The organism is Algoriphagus zhangzhouensis (assembly GCF_900148515.1).
Taxonomy (GTDB): Bacteria; Bacteroidota; Bacteroidia; order Cytophagales; family Cyclobacteriaceae; genus Algoriphagus; species Algoriphagus zhangzhouensis.
The window spans coordinates 119,997-141,620 of record NZ_FRXN01000007.1 but is presented as its reverse complement, the minus strand read 5'-3'; the positions used below and the strand labels follow the sequence as shown (position 1 = coordinate 141,620).

Sequence of the window (21,624 nt, the reverse complement as noted above, 5' to 3'; positions counted from 1 at the left end):
GGCTTTGCATAAGTAGATTTTACTCCTACTTTTGCAAACCGAAACAGGTAAACGTTTCGATAGCAAAAGATCACAGAGGAATGGCAGAGTGGTCGAATGCGGCGGTCTTGAAAACCGTTGTACCGCGAGGTACCGGGGGTTCGAATCCCTCTTCCTCTGCATCAAGCCTGATACAAAAAGTGTCAGGCTTTTTTGTTTTTGGACATATCCAGTAGTGAAATTTTCCTAAAGAGTCTTATCGTTTCCGTTAGGTTTTTTATTTTCAAAGTGATAAAACCCCTTTTTGCAATGGATAACTCTTTGATTAATAGGAATTGGTCATTTTTTAGAAAAGTTAGTTTTAGATTCGCCTTTATTTACTTCATCTTATTTTTTCCTCCTCTAGATATCCTTGCAAGTGTTCCAGGGGTTAGGTGGCTTTCAAGTTCACTTTATTCTCCTCTTAGGTCCGCCGCTTATTTCTTCAATGATTACCTGTTTCATATCAAAGATGAACTCGTGCCTCAGGGTGGAAGTGGCGACACTAGTTTTGGTTGGGCACTACAGTTTTCTATTATCGTTTTAGCCATTTTAGGGACGATTATTTGGACTTTTTTGGATAGTAAAAGGAAGGGCTATCCGAAGTTGTATTACATTTTGTGCTTGGTGGTAAGGTATAGTCTAGCCTCAATTGCTTTTGTTTATGGAATTTTGAAAGTGTTTGCACTGCAGATGTACTTTCCCAATCTAAGCCAATTGGCTACTCCTCTAGGAGACTATTTGCCGATGAGACTTTCATGGATGTTTATTGGCTATAGTCCGATGTACCAAATTTTTTCAGGAGTTGCGGAAGTGTTGGTGGCATTGCTACTATTCTGGAGAAGAACTGCTCTCTTGGGAGCTTTATTGTCAGTTGGAGTTTTTGCCAACGTGGCCATGCTCAATTTGAGCTATGATATTCCAGTTAAAATTTTCTCCATCAATCTGTTAATAGCGAGTCTGTTTTTGGTTTGGCAGGAAAGAGAGCGGTTGTTTGCATTTTTTATTCAAAATAAGTCGGCAAAACCTTCCTCTTTTTACAGTCCAGAATTCTCCAAGTCTTGGTTCAAGTACATTAGAATTGGTTTGAAGGTTGTTTTCATAGTTTCAGCCTTTGGGATAGCTACATATAATTATTACGGTTATTACAAAAGCTTCCATTCCACGGCGACCAAAGTCCTAGATCCTATTGAACCAGGATATTATCATGTAGAGTTATTTGTGAAAAACGGAGATACGATTCCAGAAAATTTAGCGGATACTTTGAGGTGGCGAGACCTGGTTTTCGATTACAATGGTGCGGGTAGTTTTGGAGCGGTAGATGAAGACTTTTGGATGAGATATGGGAGGGCCTATTTTGATTATAGACCTGACAGTACCGCCTCCGTTTTGGAGTGGCGAAAATCGAAGTACGATTCATTGCCCTTTATCACTTTTGAAATGGAGTTGGAACCTGACGGAAGGATGAGTCTACTGGGACTTAAGAATCAGGATTCCCTCCGAATAAGTCTTAAAAAACTTCCGCGACATTTTCAGTTGGCGGAAAGACAGTTTCATTGGTTGAGTGAATCAAATAGATAAACATTTTTTTAAATTTTCAGTTACTAGACTGAGGTTTTGCTTCTAATTGGTAATCAGGGTATTTGTTCTATTTTTTTAAAGAACGAATTTGAAATATTTAATTTTTTACCTTAATAACTAGTCAATTTTTTTAAAAAATAATTGATGCTCATAGTGGAGAATTGATTTACGGAATCGATAACGTTGAAATAACTCGAATTATTTTTATTCTCCTCTAAATTTTAATAATATGAAAACATGCTTTTTGAAATAAAATGTAATTCTAATTAAATATTAAGAAATAAAAGTGTGTTTTTAAGTAGTGTTTCCAAATAATAATTTCTGGGATTCTGTAGCCCTTTTGCCCTTTTGGATGGTATTATTTTTAAACAAGTTCACTCATAATTCAATCACCTTTCACCTCAAAATTTCTAAAAGTTCTCTATGATTAAAAACCAGTAAAAAAACAAATTGAAAAACTATCTAAATAGTTTTTCACCCTTAACAATAACCCAATAAATATCCAAAATGATCTATCAAAAGAAAGCGCGACCGAAGGCGATATCGTCCTTCATTTTTGTGTTTCTGCTCGTATGTTTTTCCCAGCAGAAATTGAAAGCAACAGGTACCTTTTTAGGTTTGGATGAAGCTAATCCTAGCTTTGTCGAAAATTTCTCCCCAATCAATAAATATGTAGAGTTCTCTGAAATAGTAGAGCAAACTGTCACTGGTCGAGTAGTAGATCAAAATGATCTTCCCCTTCCTGGCGTAACGGTTTTGGAAGTTGGTACCACCAATGGTACTGCAACAGACCTTGATGGGAATTTTACAATAACCGTCGCTGATGGGGCAAGTTTGTCTTTTTCATTTGTAAGTTTTGAAACGCAAACGATTGTGGTAGGTAATCAGTCAGTGATAAATGTAATTCTGGCTGAAAATACCCAGGCATTGGAGGAAGTTGTAGTGGTAGGTTATGGTACGCAAAAGAAAAAGGATCTGACTGGGGCAATTGTGAATGTCCAAGCTGAAGAGGTGATGAAATACAAACCAACCAGTGTTTCGGAAATTCTTCGTACCACAGTTCCAGGTTTGACAGTTGGTTATGCGACCAATGCTCGAAATGTACCGGACTTTGAAGTTAGGGGCGATAATTCCATTAAAGCAGATGCAGATGATGAGAGAGCTTCCAATCAGCCATTAATCGTTTTGGATGGGGTTATTTTTAGAGGTGACCTTTCCGAGATCAACCCGAATACCATTGAGAGTGTTGATGTACTAAAGGATGCAAGTGCTGCCGCAGTTTATGGTTCTCAAGCTAGTAATGGTGTTGTGATTTTTACAACCAAGAAAGGAGCCTATGGAAAGCCTCAAATTTCAGTTAGTTCTAGAATTGGATTGGTGACAGGAGCACGCCGTCAGCAAACTCATAAGGGCGGTGATGATGTTCTGAATTGGTTGACAGATATGAATGAGTCTATCACCAATACTATTACAGAGCCTTGGACAAGATTTAGAGATTACTATAGTATAGATCCACAATATCAAGATGATTGGTTAGAGGCAAATGGAATTCCTGGAGAAACAGATCCAGATGCGATCAACCTTGCAAGGGTAAACAATTTTGGTTTTTGGGATCAGGAATTAGAAAATTTCAAAAACGGACAGATCTATGATTGGCAAGACTTTTTGTTTCATACTGGAGTTCGTCAAGACTATGATATCAGTGTATCAGGAAGATCAGAAAGAGTTTCATATTACTATTCATTAGGATATAGTGATAGGGAGTCTGTAAGAATTGGAGATACATTTGAGTCAATTACTTCCAGATTAAACTTGGATGTGAATATTGCCGAATTTGTAAGTATCGGTGCCAACGCCCAGTTTACTTTTCAAGATGAGGGCAATGAGCCAATTGGGAATGGTGGATATAGAGTTTATTCTCCATACGATCAGCCTTGGATTAATGGAATGCCTCGAACTCGCGAAAATTTGACAGATCAAAGTGCAGGATCAAATATTTCCAACCCGTATCAAGATCCATCTTGGAATACGCGTAAGTATACTCGTTTTATGATCAATCCAACGCTCTATGCTAATTTTACTTTGCCTTTAGGGTTTACTTTAAGAACAGATTATACTCCTCGATTTGATCTTTTTAAAAGATTTGATTTTGACGAAGCAGGAAATCCTCAAAGAGCAGTGGATCAGGCAGAACGTAGATATAATGATGCGTTTTCCTGGCAGTCCAATACTGTCCTAAACTGGAGTAAAGTATTTGGAAAGCATTCAGTGAATTTTACAGGTCTTTATAATGCTGAACAAAATAAAACCTGGGAAACAAGAGCCTTGACAAATAGCTTTAATCCAACTGCGGCACTTGGGTATCACGCACTTCAATTAGGATTGAACCCGACCGAATCTTCTTCTGATGAAGTGAATTCTAGAATTGGTATTATGGGAAGAGTAAATTATGGTTATGATGACCGATTCAATTTCTCTGTATCAGTAAGGAGGGATGGTTATTCTCGATTCGGAGCAGACAACCTTTGGGCTAATTTCCCTTCCTTCTCAGCTGCTTGGACATTAACTAATGAAGATTTCATGGCTGCAAATAAGACTTTCAGCTACCTGAAATTGAGATTGAGTTATGGTGTAAATGGTAACAGTAGTGGTTTGGAAGCTTATAATGCTTATGCGAGACTAAGCAATAACCTTTACTTGAATTATAATGGGGGCTATGTAGCAACGCCATATACAGAGATTACAAGAATCGCCAACCCTTTCCTTTCTTGGGAAAAAACCTCAGCCTATAACCTGGGAATTGATTATGGATTCTTTGACGGTAGGTTAAGCGGTTCATTAGATGTGTATACTTCTGAGACGAATGATCTTCTTTTGGATCAGAAACTTCCAGATTTGACAGGTTTTGGTTCCATCAAAACTAATATTGGCAGCTTGAAAAACACGGGATTTGACCTCGGTATTAATTCTATTAATATCTCGAAGCCAAACTTCCTTTGGAACTCCACTCTAAACATTACTTATCGACAAAACAAGATTACTACTTTAGGAAATGAAGCTGTGCAAACAGCAGAAGGTTTAAAAGAACCTGATGATCTTCAAAATGGATGGTTTATTGGAGAGAATAAGGACATTATCTGGGATTGGGAAGTAGATGGAGTTTACCAAATAGGCGAAGAAGCCGAGGCTTCCCAATACGGTTTGTTCCCAGGTGACTTCAGATTTGTTGACCAAGATGGTGACGGGGATATTGATATTGATGATAGAGTTTTTCAGGGATTAAGCAATAACCCATGGTATGTGACTTTTCGGAATGATTTTGAGTTCCATGGTTTCGATTTAGGACTAGTCTTTTTAGCGAAAATGGGGTATAAAGGTGGTACAACTGAGCCATTTAACAATTCTCAGCAATACATTAAAAATCATAACTGGTATACTATTCCTTATTGGACACCATTAAATGGTGAAAACAATTTTGCTAGAATCAATTCTATCAATTTAGGTGGAGGGAATGTATGGTTGAATAGATCTTATTTGCGACTCCAGAACGTTTCTTTTGGGTACAATCTACCGGCGCATATTTTAGATCAAATCAATGCGACGAGGGTTCGATTAGCACTGAATATTGAAAATGTTGCAGTGTTTACAGGTTGGCATAAGAGTCTAGGTGACCCTGAGTCGGCTAGGGAAATGCCAAGAACCTATTCTTTGAGCTTAGACTTTACATTCTAATTGAAACCCAAAAAATTGAAAAAAATGAAAACCAGAATTATAAATAAAAAACTGTTAATACTATTGATGGTCATGGTTTCGTTTTCCTGCCAAGAAGATTTTTTGGAGGAGAAGCCATTGTCCTTTTTGAGTCCTGATAATACGTATAATGACGCTGCAGGTTTGCAGACTGCATTGGATGCAGCTTTAAGAGGAGTTTTGACCCAATGGAATGGAGATACTCGTGAGTTGATGTTCAATAGTAATATGAGTGATGCTTCAGTGGTCTCTGCTACTGATAAACCAGATGCCTTTGTGGATTTGAGAGTATATGCAACTCCTACGAATAGCCGGAATAATGATGCTGGTAGAGCCAGATCTTTCTATGCAGATAACTACAACCATATCAAAAAGGCCAATACTGTAATAGACTTTATTGATAACCCAGATTGGGATGGTGGTACAGCTAATCCTGAGAGGAATCACTTACTAGGTAGCGCATATTTTCTCAGAGCATTTTTCTATATGCAGCTTACCATGGATTTCGGAAACGTTGCTTTTCCGCTTACTGTAGCTGCAGAAGCTAAAAGAGATTTCAAAGCGTTTTATATGCAAGGAATTTGGGATCAAATGATCGTAGATCTAGAATATGCAGTTGAGCATATGAAGCCGAAGAGTGCTTTGGCGTTGGGGCAACCTCCAAAAGATGCTGCAAGGATTTTGTTGGCAAAATATTACATGCTGAATGAGCGTTTTGCAGAAGCAGAGCAATTAATGGATGATGTAATAAATGGCGGTGAATCCATTTTATTTACAGATGGGATGATCCCTTCAGGCGTTACCGAGGTAGAAGTAGCAAACACGAATAACCCAAATACCGGAAATCCTTTGCCAGGTAGAAGTGGGTTTGCACCTGTTGATGCTGTGAATTACCTTCATATGGAAAAGGATAACCAAAAGCTATCAAACCCTGAAGGGATTTGGTATATCGTTAATACTCCGTTTGTATTAGGTACTCAAGGAAGATCTGCAAGAATTAGAGCTTGGGGTCCAAACTTCGTTAGTACCAACTTGGGCGTTTGGGAGCCGGGTACAACACGTACAGGTACAGATGTCCAGCAATCAACCAGTGATTCAAGAGGAAGAATGATGAAGAAGTGGGGTAGAGGCCAAGGGTTTGCTAGACCTACTAATTATTCTCAATATGAAATCTGGAATTACGATGGTGTGGTTGATGAACAAGATTATCGTCACAAAGACTTGAATTGGTTTGAAATGGAAGATGTCTTGTATGACAACCCTTCTTTAGAGGAAGATGGTAGCCCATATTACATGCAGCCATTGAGATTATATGATGATGACGGGAATTTAACCTGTTTGGACACAATTCGTTGCTGGTTCGGATACCCAAGGTATAAGTTCTTCTCAACCAACTTCCAGGATCGTCCTGATAGACAAGATGGAGGTAAGATGAGTATGTATGTAATGAGAATTGCGGAAGCTTACCTTGTTAGAGCGGAAGCTAGATTCTGGCAAGGAGATTATGCAGGAACTGCAGATGATATTAATACGATCAGAACTAGAGCAAATGCAATGACAATGTATACTGTCGCGGATGTGATGACAGATGGGATTGGAGCTGTTTTGGATGAAAGAAATAGAGAGCTTTTTGGAGAGGAATACCGACATGATGAGTTAGTTCGAGTTTCTGTAATCCTGGCCAAGACAGGGCAGGCTGCATATAACGGAAAAACTTATTCTATTTCAGGTACAGATATCGAAGTTTCCCTTTCAGCGAACAGTTTTTACTATGATAGAATGATGGAAAAGAACAATTTCTTTAGAGATGAGGTGCCTTGGGCTACATACAATACCACCAAGTATACTATGGATCCTATGCATATTTATTGGCCGGTATACCAACCATATTTGGTGGGTAATGTAGGAGCTGTTCTAAATCAAACTACTGGGTATAATGGGGCTGAGTCTAATATTGAACCTCTTACGCATATCATTCAGCCGGCAGGTGTTCCTAACATTGATCCTATGGAAGCACTTAATCAAGATTAATTAAATAAGTTTTTAACCTTAAATCCACAAACATCCTTTAAATGAAAAATGACGATTCAAGAAGATCATTTATCAAAAAATCAGTAGTAGCTGGGACAGCGGCCATGGTCGCTCCCACTATTATTCCGTCCCGAGCTTTTGGGGCAAATGATAGAATCAACGCTGCTGTACTTGGTCTAAATGGTCGAGGCAAAAGCCACGTACAAGGCTTTATGGCTCAAGATAATGTAGAGATTACGCATATATGTGATCCGGATATGAATATCCTAAAAGAGAGACAAAAGGATATTAAAGATAAGTACGGGAAAGATGTTGCTCTCGAGCAGGATATAAGGAGAATCATAGATAACAAAGATATTGATGTGATTAGCCTTGCTACTCCAAATCACTGGCATGCTCTGGCAACCATTTGGGCTTGTCAGGCAGGGAAGGATGTCTATGTAGAAAAACCAGGCTCTCATAATATTTCTGAAGGTCGTAAAATGGTGGAAGCAGCCAATAAATACGACCGGATCGTTCAGCATGGGGTTCAGTTGAGAAGTTCTCCAGCTGTTCAAGAAGCTATTGAGTTAATAAGAGATGGCTACATCGGCCGCGTTTATATGGCTCGAGGTCTTGTGTTTAGAATGAGAGGAGATATTGGTGATAAAGGCTTCTCTCCAGTCCCTGAAGGGTTGGATTATGACCTTTGGACTGGTCCTGCACCAAAAAGGCCATTTACCGAAAATTTAGTTCATTATAATTGGCACTGGCATTGGGACTATGGGAATGGTGATGTTGGTAATCAAGGTATCCATGAAACGGATCTCTGCATGTGGGGATTGGATGTTGGGTTCCCAACTCAAATTACCTCAATGGGAGGAAAGTATCTATGGGATGACTGTAAAGAAGTTCCAGAAGTATTGACCTCAATTTACAATTACCCAGATGAAGATAAAATCATTCAATTTGAGGTTCGTCCATGGTATACAAATGCTGAAGATGGAGCTACGGTAGGTAATATTTTCTACGGAGATAAAGGTTATATCGTAGTCGATGGATATGACAAATACCAGTCCTTCTTAGGTAGGGATAGAACTCCGGGTAAATCAGGAGATGATGGAAATGCAGCTGCATCAGGAATCGATCGTGGAGCAGGTGGTACTGATGGCCACTTCGCCAACTTTATCGAGGCTGTTAGAAAGCATGATAGATCCATTTTGAATGGCCCGGTTGAGACAGCCCACTTATCTTCTGGATTAGCTCATTTGGGTAATATCGCGTATCGATTGGGTAGAGTACTGAACTTTAATCCAAGTTCAGAAACCTTCATCAATGATGAGGAGGCTGATGCGATGTTGACCAGAAATTATAGACCAGGATTTGAGGTTCCAGATATCGTATAAGAGTATCTTTTGATCTCAATTTTAATACTTGTTGGAGCCTGTCAACTATTTGACAGGTTTCAACCTTTAAATTCTAATGAATTATCAATATGAAGAAATTAATGATTGCCATGGGCTTTTTCTTGGTCGGAGGAATCACAGGATTTGCTCAGGAGAATATTGAAATCAAAGTAAATGAAGCTGAAAAGAAAGTTGATGTAATTGTGGATAATCAACTTTTTACTTCCTATATCTACCCTAGTACAATCAAAAAGCCGGTTTTATGGCCTGTTATTTCCCCTGAAGGCAACGTGCTGACTAGAAGTTACCCGATGGAGAACAAAGCAGGAGATAGAACCGATCACCCTCATCATGTTGGGATTTGGTTTAATTATGGTGATGTGAATGGACTGGATTTTTGGAACAATTCGGATGCTATCCCTGCAGAAGAAAGATCCAAATTCGGAACCATTTACCACCAATCTTTGGGTAAGGTGAAGGATGGAAAAGGGAAGGCTAGCTTTGAAACAGAATCCCTCTGGAAAGCTCCTGACAATACATCACTGTTAAGTGAAAAGACCACTTTCAGCTTCCAAGCTAAAGATGGACTGCGAATTATCGATAGAAAAACTACTTTAACAGCTTTGGTTGATGAAGTTGATTTTACCGATAATAAAGAAGGGATGTATGCCATCCGTGTAGCCAGAGAACTTGAATTGCCATCTGATAAGCCTACAGAGTTGATGGATTCACACGGTGTAGTTACTAAGGTTGCCAAAATGGACAATACCTACGTCAAAGGAGACTATAGAAGCTCTGAAGGAATCGAAGGTGGAGACGTCTGGGGAACTCGTGCTACCTGGATGAAGCTAGGCAGTGAAATCAATGGAGAGGATGTGTCATTGGTGATTGTAGATCATCCAAAAAATGTAGGATACCCTACCTATTGGCATGCCAGAGATTATGGCTTATTTGCTGCAAACCCACTTGGTCAAAAAGTTTTCTCAGAAGGTAAAGAGGAGCTAAACTACAGCCTCAAAAAAGGTCAGTCAGTTACATTTAATTACCGAATGATTATTGCTTCTTCTGATTTGACAGACGAGGAAATCAATCAACTGGTCAAAGATTTCAAATAGAAAATAAAATTTATAAGTCTATTTTAAGAAGTGGTTTCTAGGATTCTAGAGGCCACTTTTTTAATCTACATTGCTTTCTTGGAAGTCCTCGTATTCCAATTCTTTTTTCTTTTTCTCTTCCTCAATCAAATCTAAGGTTACATTTACCTCAAACGATATCAAAATAATCAAAGAAGTAATGTAAAGCCAAAGCATTAAGGCAAGCAAGGTTCCAATAGAGCCATAAAGCTTGTTGTAGCTGGCGAAATTGTTTAGATAAAAAGTAAAGCCGTAGAAAGCCAAAGTGATCAAAATCCCAGCGAAATTGGCTCCTATGGAAAAGAAATGCCATTTGTCATGGACAACTGGAGCAAATCTAAAGATGAAGGCTGAGGTAAAGTAGAATACCATCAGCAGCACTACAAATTTTAGGGAGTGAAATAGGAAAATCAAAAAGTCAGAGTTGAATAGCTGCATTTCATTAATCCTATTGATTGCAATGGTTCCGAAAATCATAATCGTACTTGCTGAAAATATTGCTACTACAAGACTGAAAACAATTCCCACGGCAATTAACCTACTGAGGAAAAAGCCTCTACTTTCTCTCGTCTGATAAACTGAGTTGAAGGAGCCCATCATGGAAATCACCCCCTGAGTGGAGGCGAAAAGGGCAAAGAAGAAACCCAATGAAAGGAGACTTTGCCGAGGTTTGGATACTATGTCCATAATCGTATTCTCCATCTGGGCATAAATCTCTCCAGGTAGGATGTCTTGAATAAATAGCAAAATATTATCCGTTGTCACATACGGAATGAAATTCTGCAAATAAGGAATCAAGTTCAAAAGGAATAGCAATAATGGGAAAAGAGCCACAGTAAAGCTGAAAGCCATGGACCCCGCTCTCTCATTGATGTCGTCCTTTTTGAGCTGTTGGATAAAAATATAGCCCAAATCATAAAGGTTCTTTTCTGGATCTCCAAAATGAATTTTCCGAAAGCCCTTAAGTCTGGTTTCTACCCTGTTTTGGATTTTTTGTATCCTCTTTTTGACCACAGAAGTGAATTAATTCTAAAAGTACGATTTCAATAAATCTAATAAATTTTGTGGAGGTCTGGTTGGACGGTGACTTTCTTTTTTGAGAAAGGTGAGAATAGTCCATCCTTCTGTAATCAGCTCATTCTCTTCATTGTATACTTCGTATTCAAATCTGATCCGTACTCCGGGAAGTTCTGGAATTCTGGTTTTGATGGTCAATAGCTCATCGTACTTTCCTGGCTTGATGTACTTGAAATGACTTTCCAAAACAGGCATCATTACACCTTCATCCTCCATTTGCCTGTAAGAGAACCCAATGCTCCTCATCGCTTCAACTCGGGCTACTTCAAAGTACATGGCATAGTTGCCATAGTAGACATAACTCATTTGGTCTGTCTCCGCATAGCGAACTCGGAGTTGTGTTTCTGCTTGATACATTTTAGAAAATTCTAGCTTGGTTCAATGCTGCCTGATATCTCCTCGCATTGGCATTGTGCTGAGCAAGACTAGTCGCGAAAGCATGATATCCTGAAAAATCCTCCTTTGCGCAGAAATACAAATATTTATGATCTTCCGCATTCAAGACAGCATCTAGAGAATTAATGTCGGGCAAATTGATTGGTCCTGGAGGAAGTCCAGCATACTTATAAGTGTTATAAGGGCTTTCAGTTTCTTTATGGATATTCAATACTCTCTTCAAAGAAAAGTCTCCCAAGGCAAAAACCAGAGTTGGATCTGCCTGAAGCGGCATATTTAATCGAAGTCTATTTAAATATACTCCCGCAATTCGAGGTCTTTCATCAGATTTTTGACTCTCTGCCTGAACAATGCTAGCCAAGGTTGAAACTTCCTTTTGACTCAGGCCCATTTGTTTTGCTTTTTCCTTTCTGGCGTCAGTCCAAAAATCATTGTATTCACGATACATTCTGTCAAAAAGAGCCTCAGGACTTGTATTCCACCACACCTCATAGGTATTTGGAATAAACATGCTCATAATGGTTTCTTCATCGAAATCAAATTTTCGAATGTAGACGGAATCCTGGATCATATTCAAAAACTGAGTAGAATCAATTTCCAAATTCGCTGTGATTTTCTCAGCCAAATCCTCTTTGGTTCGGACATTATTGAATGTAATCCTGACTGGAGTTTGATCTCCAGATCGAAGTAGCCGAACCAGTTCCAGATTGGTCATATCTGGCTTAATTGTGTATAGCCCCGGTTTCACCAATTCTTGATAGTCTAGGACTTTTGCAACAAAACCAAAACTCACCGCATCAGAAATGATCTGATCTTCATAGAGTTTGTTGGCCACGTATTTATAATTGGCATTGCTTGGGATTCTCAACGCAACTGGCTGCTCGGATTCTAGCAAAACATTTGGGCTGAAAAAGACCTGATAGAAGTAAAAGGTCATAGAGATACCCAAAACCGAGAAGGCGATAATCAGAACGAGAAGTAGTTTTTTCTTTTTGTCGGCTAGCATAGTGGGGTCAAAAATAAGAAAAGCATCCCAATTCTTTATTTTTTAAGTTTGCTCTAACCATTTTCAAAATTCAGAATGAATAAAATCATCCCCGTTTCCTGTGCTGTGATATTTTTTCAGGATAAAATTCTGGCTGTTCGACGTTCACCTCAAATGCCTTTGGCTGGATTTTGGGAGTTCCCCGGTGGAAAGGTCGAAAAAGCTGAAAGTGCTCAACAATGTTTGCAAAGAGAGATTTTGGAGGAATTGAATTTGAAAATCCAGATCGGTAATGAACTTCCTCTATCAGAACACTCTTATATTGAAGGAATAACCATTCAATTGATTCCGTTTTTAGCTCAAATTAATAGTGGAGAAATCACTTTGCTAGAGCATGATAAATACCTCTGGCTAGGAGTTAACGAACTTTTTGAGGTAAATTGGGCGATTGCAGATATTCCAATTGTTCAATATTTGAAAGAGAATTGGACTGAATTGATTACTGATTAAATCTATTAAAAAATGCCAGCTGAGTTTATCCGATTGTATGAAGAAAATCCTGATCCCAGAAGGATTCGGGAAATAGCTGAAATCCTTAGAAATGGGGGAGTAGTGATCTATCCCACTGATACGGTTTATGGAATGGGATGCGATATTACCAATCAGCGGGCTGTGGAGCGGATTGCCAAAATCAAGGGAATCAATCCTAAAAAACATAAGTTCTCATTTATCTGCGCGGACTTAAGTGATATAGCTCAATACACACGAGTGATCACCAAACCTGTCTTCAAGATGATGAAAAAGGCATTTCCAGGTCCTTTTACCTTTATTTTGGAAGCGAGTTCTCAGGTTCCAAAAATCCTTCAAATGAGTAAAAAAACAATTGGAATCAGAATCCCCAATCATAATGTTCCCCGAATGCTTGTGCAGGAGCTTGGTCAGCCAATCTTGACAACTTCCATTCATGATGAAGATGATGTGGTGGAATATAGCACAGATCCTGAGTTGATTTTTGAAAAATATCAACATCTGGTAGATGTAGTAATTGATGGTGGATATGGCCAAAATGTAGCTTCGACAGTATTGGATTGTACCGGCGAAGAGGTGGAATTGATTCGTGAGGGTTTAGGTCAGTTAGAGGATATAGTATAAGAAATTAAATAAGCTCGTATTTGAAAAGTGTAGCTGCAGATCTGTTCTATTTACCCAATCTGGAGTTCTTTGCTTCAGTTTTGGACTCAGATCAAATTTTATTGAATCCAAACGATTACTACCAGAGGAAATCTTTTTTCAACCGAACTCAGATTTTGCTCAGTAATAAGGTTGAAACTTTGTCGATTCCTGTAATCGGAAGAAGGCCTAGAATTCCATTGAGAAAAATCCAAATTGATTACAAGCAAAAGTGGCTTCAAAATCACTTGAGAGGCCTCCAGAGCGCTTATGGAAAAGCTCCTTTTTTCGAATATTTCTTTCCCGAAATTGAAGCTATTTATGAAAAGGAAATTCCGACTCTTTGGGATCTGAATCTAGAACTTATGACAATCTGTCTTAAGTTTCTTCAGCTGCCTGTCAAATTGGAGGTAGTAGAGTCGTGGGATGGAATAAGGCCTGAAATTGACCTCAGGGGCATGATATCCCCATCTATACCTTTTGCTGAAAGAGGAATCTATACTCCTTTTGCCTATACCCAGCTTTTTGGCTTAGACTTTGAACCAAACCTTTCAGTTCTGGATTTATTATTTTGTGAGGGGCCTTCCGCCAAAAACATTCTTACAAAGTCAATAAAAAAAGACTGAACAATCGTTAAAAGAATTGTGTTTTTAAAACAAATTCGGTAAATAACGTAAAGGATTATTTAACAATCAGAAAGGAAATAAATGGAAGCAAAATTTTCGAACAGAGTCAAAGAGGTGATCTCTCTCAGTCGCGAGGAAGCGCTTCGACTGGGGCATGATTATATTGGCACAGAGCATCTCTTGTTGGGAATGATTCGTGAAGGAGAAGGTGTAGCTGTTTCCATTCTTAAGAAATTGGGTGTGCCTCTGGATGAACTTAGAACTGCCATCGAAAGAGCAGTGAAAGGTACAGCCAACCACAATGTGAAAAACATGGCCAATATCCCTTTGACTAGACAGTCAGAGAAGGTGTTGAAGATAACTTATTTGGAGGCCAAAATCTTCAAAAGCCAATTGATCGGAACAGAGCATTTATTGTTATCAATTTTGAGAGACGAGGAGAATATCGCTACTCAGATTTTGAATAAATTTGATATCAATTACGAAGCGGTGAAAGATATGCTTGAAATGCAGTCTGACCCTGGTGCTGCTCCGAAGTCCAAAGCTGAGGCCGAGGATTCGGATGATGATGGTTCTAAACTATTTGGGTCTCCAAGCGGTGGTTCCGGATCATCTAAAGCCGGAGCCGAAAAATCCCGAACACCAGTGTTGGATAACTTTGGTAGGGATTTGACCAAAATGGCTGAAGAAGATAAGTTGGATCCAATCATTGGAAGAGAAAAGGAAATTGAGCGTGTCGCTCAGATACTTTCACGAAGAAAGAAAAACAACCCAATTCTTATTGGTGAACCTGGTGTTGGTAAAACTGCCATTGCTGAAGGTTTGGCATTGAGAATTGTACAGAAAAAAGTGTCACGTGTCTTATTTAATAAGCGCGTGGTGACTTTGGATCTTGCTTCATTAGTAGCAGGGACCAAATACAGAGGACAATTTGAGGAGAGAATGAAGGCTGTGATGAACGAGCTTGAAAAGTCTCCAAATGTCATTCTGTTTATCGACGAACTTCATACAATTGTAGGAGCAGGTGGAGCTTCCGGATCTTTGGATGCTTCAAATATGTTCAAGCCAGCTTTGGCACGTGGAGAAATCCAATGTATCGGAGCGACGACTTTGGATGAATACCGTCAATACATCGAAAAGGATGGAGCTTTGGCACGTCGATTCCAGATGGTGATGGTAGATGCTACTTCCCCAGAAGAGACAATCCAAATCCTTCACAATATCAAAGACAAGTACGAGGATCACCACAATGTAAATTACACTGAGGAAGCAATCGAAGCTTGTGTGAAATTGTCAGACCGTTATATCTCTGACAGATTCTTGCCAGATAAGGCAATTGATATTCTGGATGAAGCTGGAGCAAGAGTTCATATCAATAACATCCACGTTCCAGAGGATATCCTAAAGCTGGAAGCTGAAGTAGAAGATATCAAAACTGAGAAAAACCGTGTGGTTAAATCTCAAAAGTATGAGGAAGCTGCCCAGTTGAGAGATAAGGAAAAGAAACTTTTGGAGCAATTGGAATTGGCCAAAACCCGTTGGGAAGAGGAAAGCAAGTCCAAGAGATTCACAGTAGATGAGGATAGTGTAGCCGAAGTAATCGCGATGATGACAGGTATTCCTGCCAAAAGAATCGCTCAAAACGAAGGTGCTAAGTTGCTAAATATGAGCGATGAACTTTCAGGTAAAGTGATCGGTCAGGATGAAGCAATTAAAAAACTTACAAAAGCAATTCAGAGAACTCGAGTAGGATTGAAAGATCCTAAAAAGCCTATTGGTTCCTTTATTTTCTTAGGACCAACTGGTGTGGGTAAAACAGAATTGGCCAAGATGTTGGCAACCTATCTTTTCGATAAAGAAGATTCCTTGATCAGAATTGATATGTCTGAATACATGGAGAAATTCTCTGTATCTCGATTGGTAGGAGCACCTCCGGGATATGTTGGTTATGAAGAAGGCGGTCAGCTTACAGAAAAAGTTAGAAGAAAGCCATATTCTGTAGTCTTGTTGGATGAGATCGAAAAAGCTCACCCGGATGTCTTCAATATTCTATTGCAAGTATTAGACGATGGAATCTTGACCGATGGGTTGGGTAGAAGAGTTGATTTCAGAAATACCATAATCATCATGACCTCCAATATTGGGGTAAGAGATTTGAAAGATTTCGGTGCTGGAATTGGTTTTGCGAACAAAGCCAAGAAGGACAATATGGACGAAATCATGAAGTCTACTATTCAGTCCGCTTTGAAGAAAGCCTTCAGTCCTGAATTCTTGAACAGATTAGATGATGTGGTTGTCTTCAATTCCTTGGAAAAAGAAGATATCTACAAAATCATCGATATTTCATTGGCGAAGTTGTTTAGCCGAATCACTGATTTGGGATACAAAATCGAGCTTACTGATAAAGCGAAAGGCTTCTTATCAGAAAAAGGCTACGATCAGCAATATGGAGCTAGACCTTTGAATAGAGCAATTCAGAAATATCTGGAGGATGCTGTAGCAGAGGAAATCCTAAAAGGAGATCTGTCTGAAGGTGATGTCATCACTGCTGATTATGATGGTGAAGGTTCTGAGTTAACCATTACTGTTAAGAAGAAAGAAAAAGCAGAAGAGTAAATATTAAAGTGACTATAAATGAAAAAACCGAGGCATAAGAGCTTCGGTTTTTTTTGTTTCAACTTTTGAAATTCTATCTGGAAAAGAATAAACGAGTAATGAAAATTCCCTGTCCATCTTCAGCTCCAGAGTTGCTCTCAACTCCTGAAGTCACATAGGTTAATTTCCATCCTTGCACAATCATTGAATTGATTTTTGAAGAGATCATGGCATCATTGGATGCAATATTCTGAAAATTGATACCTGTCGCACTGAAGAAATTTAGCAACTTGGTTTCTTCCAATTCATCAATTTTGATATCTTTTCTGCTGATTTCATTTTGATCACTTTTTTTACCGTCAGTCCTATCGGTTGCAAATAAATTGGCATCTACCTCGGTTTGGGAATCAATGATTCTAGATCTGCCCATTCCCATAGGTACAATAGATTCTACTACTGTGATGATTTTAAATTCTCCCGGATAGGATGCCTTACTTTCAGTTTCTTGGGCAAAAAGGGAGGATATGCTAAGGGTAATAATCCCTGCGATAAAGAATACTTTTTTCATAGTGGGTTTAGTTTTTGAAATCTTACGACCCACTTTCTGAAAATGTTCTAAAATTCTTTGAATTAGACTGTAAGGATGAAAAATAGAAGCGATACAACCAAGACCATTGTCATCACTTTTGCTTTTTCTTGCTCTTCCTTGGGGACTTTTCTTTTTCTCAAAACCATAATGGAAAGTCCAATTCCAAAAAATTGAAGCAACATGGAAACTCCATTTAGTGGACCCATAGGAGCGTTCAGTAAATGAAGGTTTGTATTTAAAATAGAAAGAGTGCCCAAGACGATCCCAGTAATTCCAAAAAGGAATGAACGTTGTAATAAAACAGCATTGGGCTTATCAGTCCATTTCATGAGCTTGATTTTTAATTTGTGCGAAGATAGGGCTTTGAAATTGGAAACTCGGTTTTATGAGGTCCGAGTTTCCTGAATATCATTTTCGTCGGCCAGTGAAATAGGTTTCTATCTCGGAAAGACTAAGAGCGTTTAAGGTCATTTCTTTGGTTAAGCCTCCTTTTCTTCCAACCAAAACACCATACTTCATATCGCCATACCCGTCAATTTCATGGGCATCTGGGTTGATAGAAAGTTTTACACCTTGCTCCATGGCATATCTGACCCATCGCCAATCTAAGTCCAGTCTCCAAGGATTTGCATTGATTTCAATGACTACTCCATGTTTTGCACAGGCATCAATGACGGTTTTGTGATCAATCGGATAGCCTTCTCTTCTTAAAAGTAAACGTCCTGTTGGGTGTCCTAAAATAGTTGTATAAGGATTCTCAATTGCGGTGACCAATCGGCTAGTAGCCCGTTTGATGTCCATATTCAAAATTGAGTGGACTGAGGAGACGATAAAGTCGAAGCTTTTAAGAGTTTCCTCAGGATAGTCAAGGCTTCCATCTGCTAAGATGTCTGACTCAATTCCTTTGAAAATCTTAAATGGAGCCATTTCTTTATTCAATTCATCAATTTCTTGGTGTTGTTTTTCAACAGCTTCAATATCTAATCCTCCTGCGTAGAAAGCAGTTCTTGAGTGATCCGAGATACCCAAATATTCATAGCCTAGATCCCTGCATGCCTCTGCCATTTGGCGCAAGGTATGTTTTCCATCACTATAGGTGGAGTGATTGTGGAGGATTCCTTTCAAATCGCTTTCTTCTAAAAGCGCAGGGATTTTATCCTCTTTGGCAAGTGCCACTTCATCATAGCCCTCTCTCATTTCTACTGGGATATATTGCATTTCCAGTTTCGAGAAAAACTCCTTTTCGTTCCCAAAATCCACTTTTTGGAGTTTAGTAGCAATGCTTTCTTTGTCGTCTACTAGTGTTTGCAAATGTAAAGGTGAAGCGGAAAGCGCATATTTCTTTGCTGCGAACTGGTCAGGACTAGTGAAGTAAATGGCAAAGCTTAAATCAAAGTCCTTCAGTTTCCCTCTTAATGTGAATGGACCAGATTGGCTTTTGTCAACTTCGAAAGTTGAGTCTTCTTGAATTAAAGATTTGATTTTGGAATCTTGACTTCCAATCAACCACTCTGCTTGGGAGATGATTTCCATTTTTCGGGCAAACTCTCCAACAAGGGCAATCTGAACGTTTACTACTTTTTCCTCAATCACTTTTGTAAGTGATTCTAATGTTTCTTCGATATCAGCATAAAGCCACTTTCCAGAGTTTGAAGCTTTAAACTCAAGATTTTGGATAATGGAGTCCTGAGTTTTTTCTCCAAATCCTTTGATTTTGGCCACTTTTCCACTTTGGCAAGCTTCCATCAATTCATGGGTGGAAGTGATACCCAGTTCAGTCCACAGGGTTTTTACTTTTTTGGGACCTAATCCCTTGATCTGAAGAACCTCTAGAATTCCCTCAGGAGTTTTAGAAATCAATTCATCCAAAAGAGGGAAAGACTCCGTCTGTTTAAGTGAAATAATGGCCTCCTGAATACTTTTTCCAACACCATTGATTTTTGCTAAATCGCTATCGCTTAATTCCATGATGTTTGCTTCTCCCCTTTCCAAGGAATTCAAAGCGGATTGGTAGCTCCTAATTTTGAAAGAGTTTTCATCATGAAGCTCCATCAGTTGTATGCAGAGCTTTAATTTCTTCAGGATGGTTTTGTGGTCCAAAATTTCTATTTTTTCGTTATACCTTAGAGACAAATGTGGGGAAATAATGTTTCAAATTAAAGAGCGAAGGGGTAACTTATGTCAAAAGTCAAGGATCATTTCTCCCAGCGATTTGTTAATTGAACAATAAACCAAAATAAAAGAGCTATGCAATATTGGATGGTGAAAAGCGAACCGAATTCCTATTCTTGGTCTGACTTTGAAAAAGTCGGTGAAGATGTTTGGGATGGTGTTCGAAATTATCAAGCCAGAAATTTTTTAAGATCCATGGAGGTAGGGGACAAAGTGATGTTTTATCACAGTGGAAAAGAAAAGGCAGTGGTTGGTGTGGCAGAAGTTTCTGCTTCTGGATTTCCAGATCCAAAAGACGAAGCATGGACTGCAGTAAATTTGAAAGTGGACCACCCTTTGAATAATCCTGTAACACTGGCTCAGATTAAAGAAGAAGATCAATTGTCCGAACTTCCCATGCTTAAGCAAAGTAGGTTGTCTGTGCTGCCTATGAGTAAAGAAGAATTTGAATTGATAACTAAGATGTCACTATGAAGCGCTTTATAGGATGTTTTCTGTTGCTGTTTTTGACCATAGAACTTCATGCTCAGGTTGAGTTTGAGTCAAGGTTTGAAGTCGAGACAGATTATTTTGACCCTTTGTTTGAGATAGTTAGGAGGGATGATGGACTCGTGTCTTTCAGAACTTTGATAAAAAAGGCGTTCAGCAGCAATCGGGTTTTACAGTATTTTTTAACCGACAAGGATCTCAACACTCAAGGAATTATTGAATTGCCAATCAAAGATGGTTTCGACATGATTGGCTATGATTTGGACGGAGATTTTCTTTATATCTTATTTCAAAAAGGTACCACACTTGGTTCTGATAAGTATGTTCTCAAGATCAATTTAACGAATCAGAAAGGTTTCGAATATTCTCTGAATAACCTATTGGCAATGGAGTTGGCAGAATTTCTTGTTCAGGGAAATAGTGTGATCGTGATGGGAGCTGCGGATTCCAGACCGGCAGTTCAGGTTTATGATTTGGACAATAAAAGCACCCAGACTATTCAAGGAATCTATGGGAACAATACCCATATTTTGCAAATCCGAAAAATGCCTGAAATCGAAGCATTCGAGGTGATCATCAGCAGAAAAGGTCAATATCGAGAAAGAGAAATCAGTGTCAATACTTATGATCTTACAGGGAATTTATTGAGAGAAATAAAAATCGATGAGTTTGGAGAGCCGGATCAGGAAATAATGGATGCCTTGATGCTTCCAATGCAGAACTATAGACAAACTGTGATAGGCTCTTTCGGATTAGAGAGAAGAGATGCTTATCAGGGTATGTTTCTGATGGATATTAATGAGTTCGGAGAGTATGATACCAAACTTTACACTTTGGAGGATTTTCCAAATTTTTACAATTATCTCGAGGACAGGCCTAAGGAAAGAAGAGAGAAAGAAGTTTTGAAAGAGGTTGAAAGAGATAAAGTTCCGAGTATTCGGAATGTGTATGCTATTCGCGAGGCTTTTCAGGGACCTGACGGTTATTATGTTTATTTCGATCATTTTAATATTGTCAATAACCGTGGAGGATACAGAAGCCCGTACTCTCCAACCAGTATGTATCGATACGATCGATTAGATCGACTTAATAGCGCTCAATCTATCAGTGATCCAGTTTTCAACTCAACTAGGTATGGTATGCCCCAATCATTCGCTTACCAGACTGAATACAGTTACATTTCTGCACACTTCGCCAAAATTGGACCTGAAGGACAGGTGATTTGGGATAACTCAGCCACTTATGATGGATTGAATACTGATGTTCGGGTTCCTTTTGGGGATGTGGCAGTTGTAGGTAACGAGTTTTATCATGCCTATGTGAGAAATGATAAAATCAGATTGGCCTATTTCAAAAATGGAGAAAGAATCTTCGATAATCTAGAAGTGGCATTTGAATTACCTGAAGAAAATGAGCGGATTGCTGAAAACAATATGGAAACTCTAAGTATTGTTCATTGGTATGATCGCTATTTCCTTTTGAGTGGAACACAAAGAATCAGATATCAAAAAGAGGATGGATCAGGGGCAACCAGAGAGGTGTTTTTTCTAAGCAAAGTTTTGGTTGCAGGAGATTTGTATGACCCTGAGCAAAGTCCCGAGTAGAATTATTTTTATATTTACGCGCA

Annotated in this window: 17 protein-coding genes and 1 tRNA gene; 12 read left to right on the top strand and 6 right to left on the bottom strand. The window is 38.9% G+C overall.

What is annotated here, in order from left to right; translation table 11 throughout:
* The first annotated feature begins 74 nt into the window (after positions 1-74).
* The 6 genes from BUF13_RS20015 (at position 75) to BUF13_RS19990 (ending at position 9,880) form a co-directional block, all read left to right on the top strand.
* Positions 75-159, top strand: a tRNA-Ser gene (locus BUF13_RS20015).
* Between the two features lie 129 nt (positions 160-288).
* Positions 289-1,599: a hypothetical protein gene (locus tag BUF13_RS20010; RefSeq protein WP_073573604.1), complete on the top strand. Its 1,311-nt coding sequence runs from the start codon at positions 289-291 to the stop codon at positions 1,597-1,599.
* A gap of 558 nt (positions 1,600-2,157) precedes the next feature.
* Complete coding sequence (locus tag BUF13_RS20005; RefSeq protein WP_166669863.1) at positions 2,158-5,331, top strand: SusC/RagA family TonB-linked outer membrane protein; 3,174 nt, start codon at positions 2,158-2,160, stop codon at positions 5,329-5,331.
* Between the two features lie 24 nt (positions 5,332-5,355).
* Positions 5,356-7,380: a RagB/SusD family nutrient uptake outer membrane protein gene (locus tag BUF13_RS20000; protein ID WP_134204604.1), complete on the top strand. Its 2,025-nt coding sequence runs from the start codon at positions 5,356-5,358 to the stop codon at positions 7,378-7,380.
* Positions 7,381-7,421: 41 nt separating this feature from the next.
* Positions 7,422-8,765: a Gfo/Idh/MocA family protein gene (locus BUF13_RS19995; protein ID WP_073573601.1), complete on the top strand. Its 1,344-nt coding sequence runs from the start codon at positions 7,422-7,424 to the stop codon at positions 8,763-8,765.
* An 89-nt stretch (positions 8,766-8,854) separates the two neighbouring features.
* On the top strand, positions 8,855-9,880 hold the full coding sequence (locus BUF13_RS19990) for a DUF6807 domain-containing protein (protein WP_073573600.1): 1,026 nt from the start codon (positions 8,855-8,857) through the stop codon (positions 9,878-9,880).
* A gap of 60 nt (positions 9,881-9,940) precedes the next feature.
* Here BUF13_RS19990 and BUF13_RS19985 read toward each other — a convergent pair whose 3' ends face one another.
* The 3 genes from BUF13_RS19985 to mltG form a co-directional block, all read right to left on the bottom strand.
* Positions 9,941-10,810 (bottom strand): YihY/virulence factor BrkB family protein, encoded by an 870-nt coding sequence (locus tag BUF13_RS19985; RefSeq protein ID WP_342039406.1) that lies wholly within the window; start codon positions 10,808-10,810, stop codon positions 9,941-9,943.
* 117 nt (positions 10,811-10,927) lie between these two features.
* A complete protein-coding gene (locus tag BUF13_RS19980; protein WP_073573598.1) occupies positions 10,928-11,332 on the bottom strand; it encodes an acyl-CoA thioesterase in 405 nt (134 codons plus the stop codon).
* Position 11,333: 1 nt separating this feature from the next.
* Entirely contained in the window at positions 11,334-12,377 is a 1,044-nt protein-coding gene (mltG, locus tag BUF13_RS19975; RefSeq protein ID WP_073573597.1) for an endolytic transglycosylase MltG, read from the bottom strand.
* A 75-nt stretch (positions 12,378-12,452) separates the two neighbouring features.
* On the opposite strand from mltG, the gene BUF13_RS20565 reads away from it, so the two are divergent.
* The 4 genes from BUF13_RS20565 (at position 12,453) to BUF13_RS19955 (ending at position 16,768) form a co-directional block, all read left to right on the top strand.
* On the top strand, positions 12,453-12,866 hold the full coding sequence (locus BUF13_RS20565) for a (deoxy)nucleoside triphosphate pyrophosphohydrolase (RefSeq protein ID WP_073573596.1): 414 nt from the start codon (positions 12,453-12,455) through the stop codon (positions 12,864-12,866).
* A 12-nt stretch (positions 12,867-12,878) separates the two neighbouring features.
* On the top strand, positions 12,879-13,508 hold the full coding sequence (locus BUF13_RS20560; protein ID WP_073573595.1) for an L-threonylcarbamoyladenylate synthase: 630 nt from the start codon (positions 12,879-12,881) through the stop codon (positions 13,506-13,508).
* A 20-nt stretch (positions 13,509-13,528) separates the two neighbouring features.
* Entirely contained in the window at positions 13,529-14,152 is a 624-nt protein-coding gene (locus BUF13_RS19960; RefSeq protein WP_073573594.1) for a WbqC family protein, read from the top strand.
* Positions 14,153-14,233: 81 nt separating this feature from the next.
* The gene (locus BUF13_RS19955; protein ID WP_073573593.1) at positions 14,234-16,768 is read left to right on the top strand and encodes an ATP-dependent Clp protease ATP-binding subunit; all 2,535 of its coding nucleotides are present in this window, start codon (positions 14,234-14,236) and stop codon (positions 16,766-16,768) included.
* A gap of 73 nt (positions 16,769-16,841) precedes the next feature.
* Here BUF13_RS19955 and BUF13_RS19950 read toward each other — a convergent pair whose 3' ends face one another.
* From BUF13_RS19950 to BUF13_RS19940, 3 genes are all read right to left on the bottom strand, one after another.
* The gene (locus BUF13_RS19950; protein ID WP_073573592.1) at positions 16,842-17,315 is read right to left on the bottom strand and encodes a hypothetical protein; all 474 of its coding nucleotides are present in this window, start codon (positions 17,313-17,315) and stop codon (positions 16,842-16,844) included.
* A gap of 62 nt (positions 17,316-17,377) precedes the next feature.
* Positions 17,378-17,665 (bottom strand): hypothetical protein, encoded by a 288-nt coding sequence (locus BUF13_RS19945; RefSeq protein ID WP_073573591.1) that lies wholly within the window; start codon positions 17,663-17,665, stop codon positions 17,378-17,380.
* A 79-nt stretch (positions 17,666-17,744) separates the two neighbouring features.
* Entirely contained in the window at positions 17,745-19,436 is a 1,692-nt protein-coding gene (locus tag BUF13_RS19940; RefSeq protein WP_073573620.1) for a DNA polymerase/3'-5' exonuclease PolX, read from the bottom strand.
* A 147-nt stretch (positions 19,437-19,583) separates the two neighbouring features.
* On the opposite strand from BUF13_RS19940, the gene BUF13_RS19935 reads away from it, so the two are divergent.
* Complete coding sequence (locus BUF13_RS19935; RefSeq protein WP_073573590.1) at positions 19,584-19,982, top strand: EVE domain-containing protein; 399 nt, start codon at positions 19,584-19,586, stop codon at positions 19,980-19,982.
* A complete protein-coding gene (locus tag BUF13_RS19930) occupies positions 19,979-21,601 on the top strand; it encodes a hypothetical protein (protein ID WP_073573589.1) in 1,623 nt (540 codons plus the stop codon). The genes BUF13_RS19935 and BUF13_RS19930 overlap by 4 nt, the downstream gene beginning before the upstream one ends.
* The last annotated feature ends 23 nt before the right edge of the window (positions 21,602-21,624 follow it).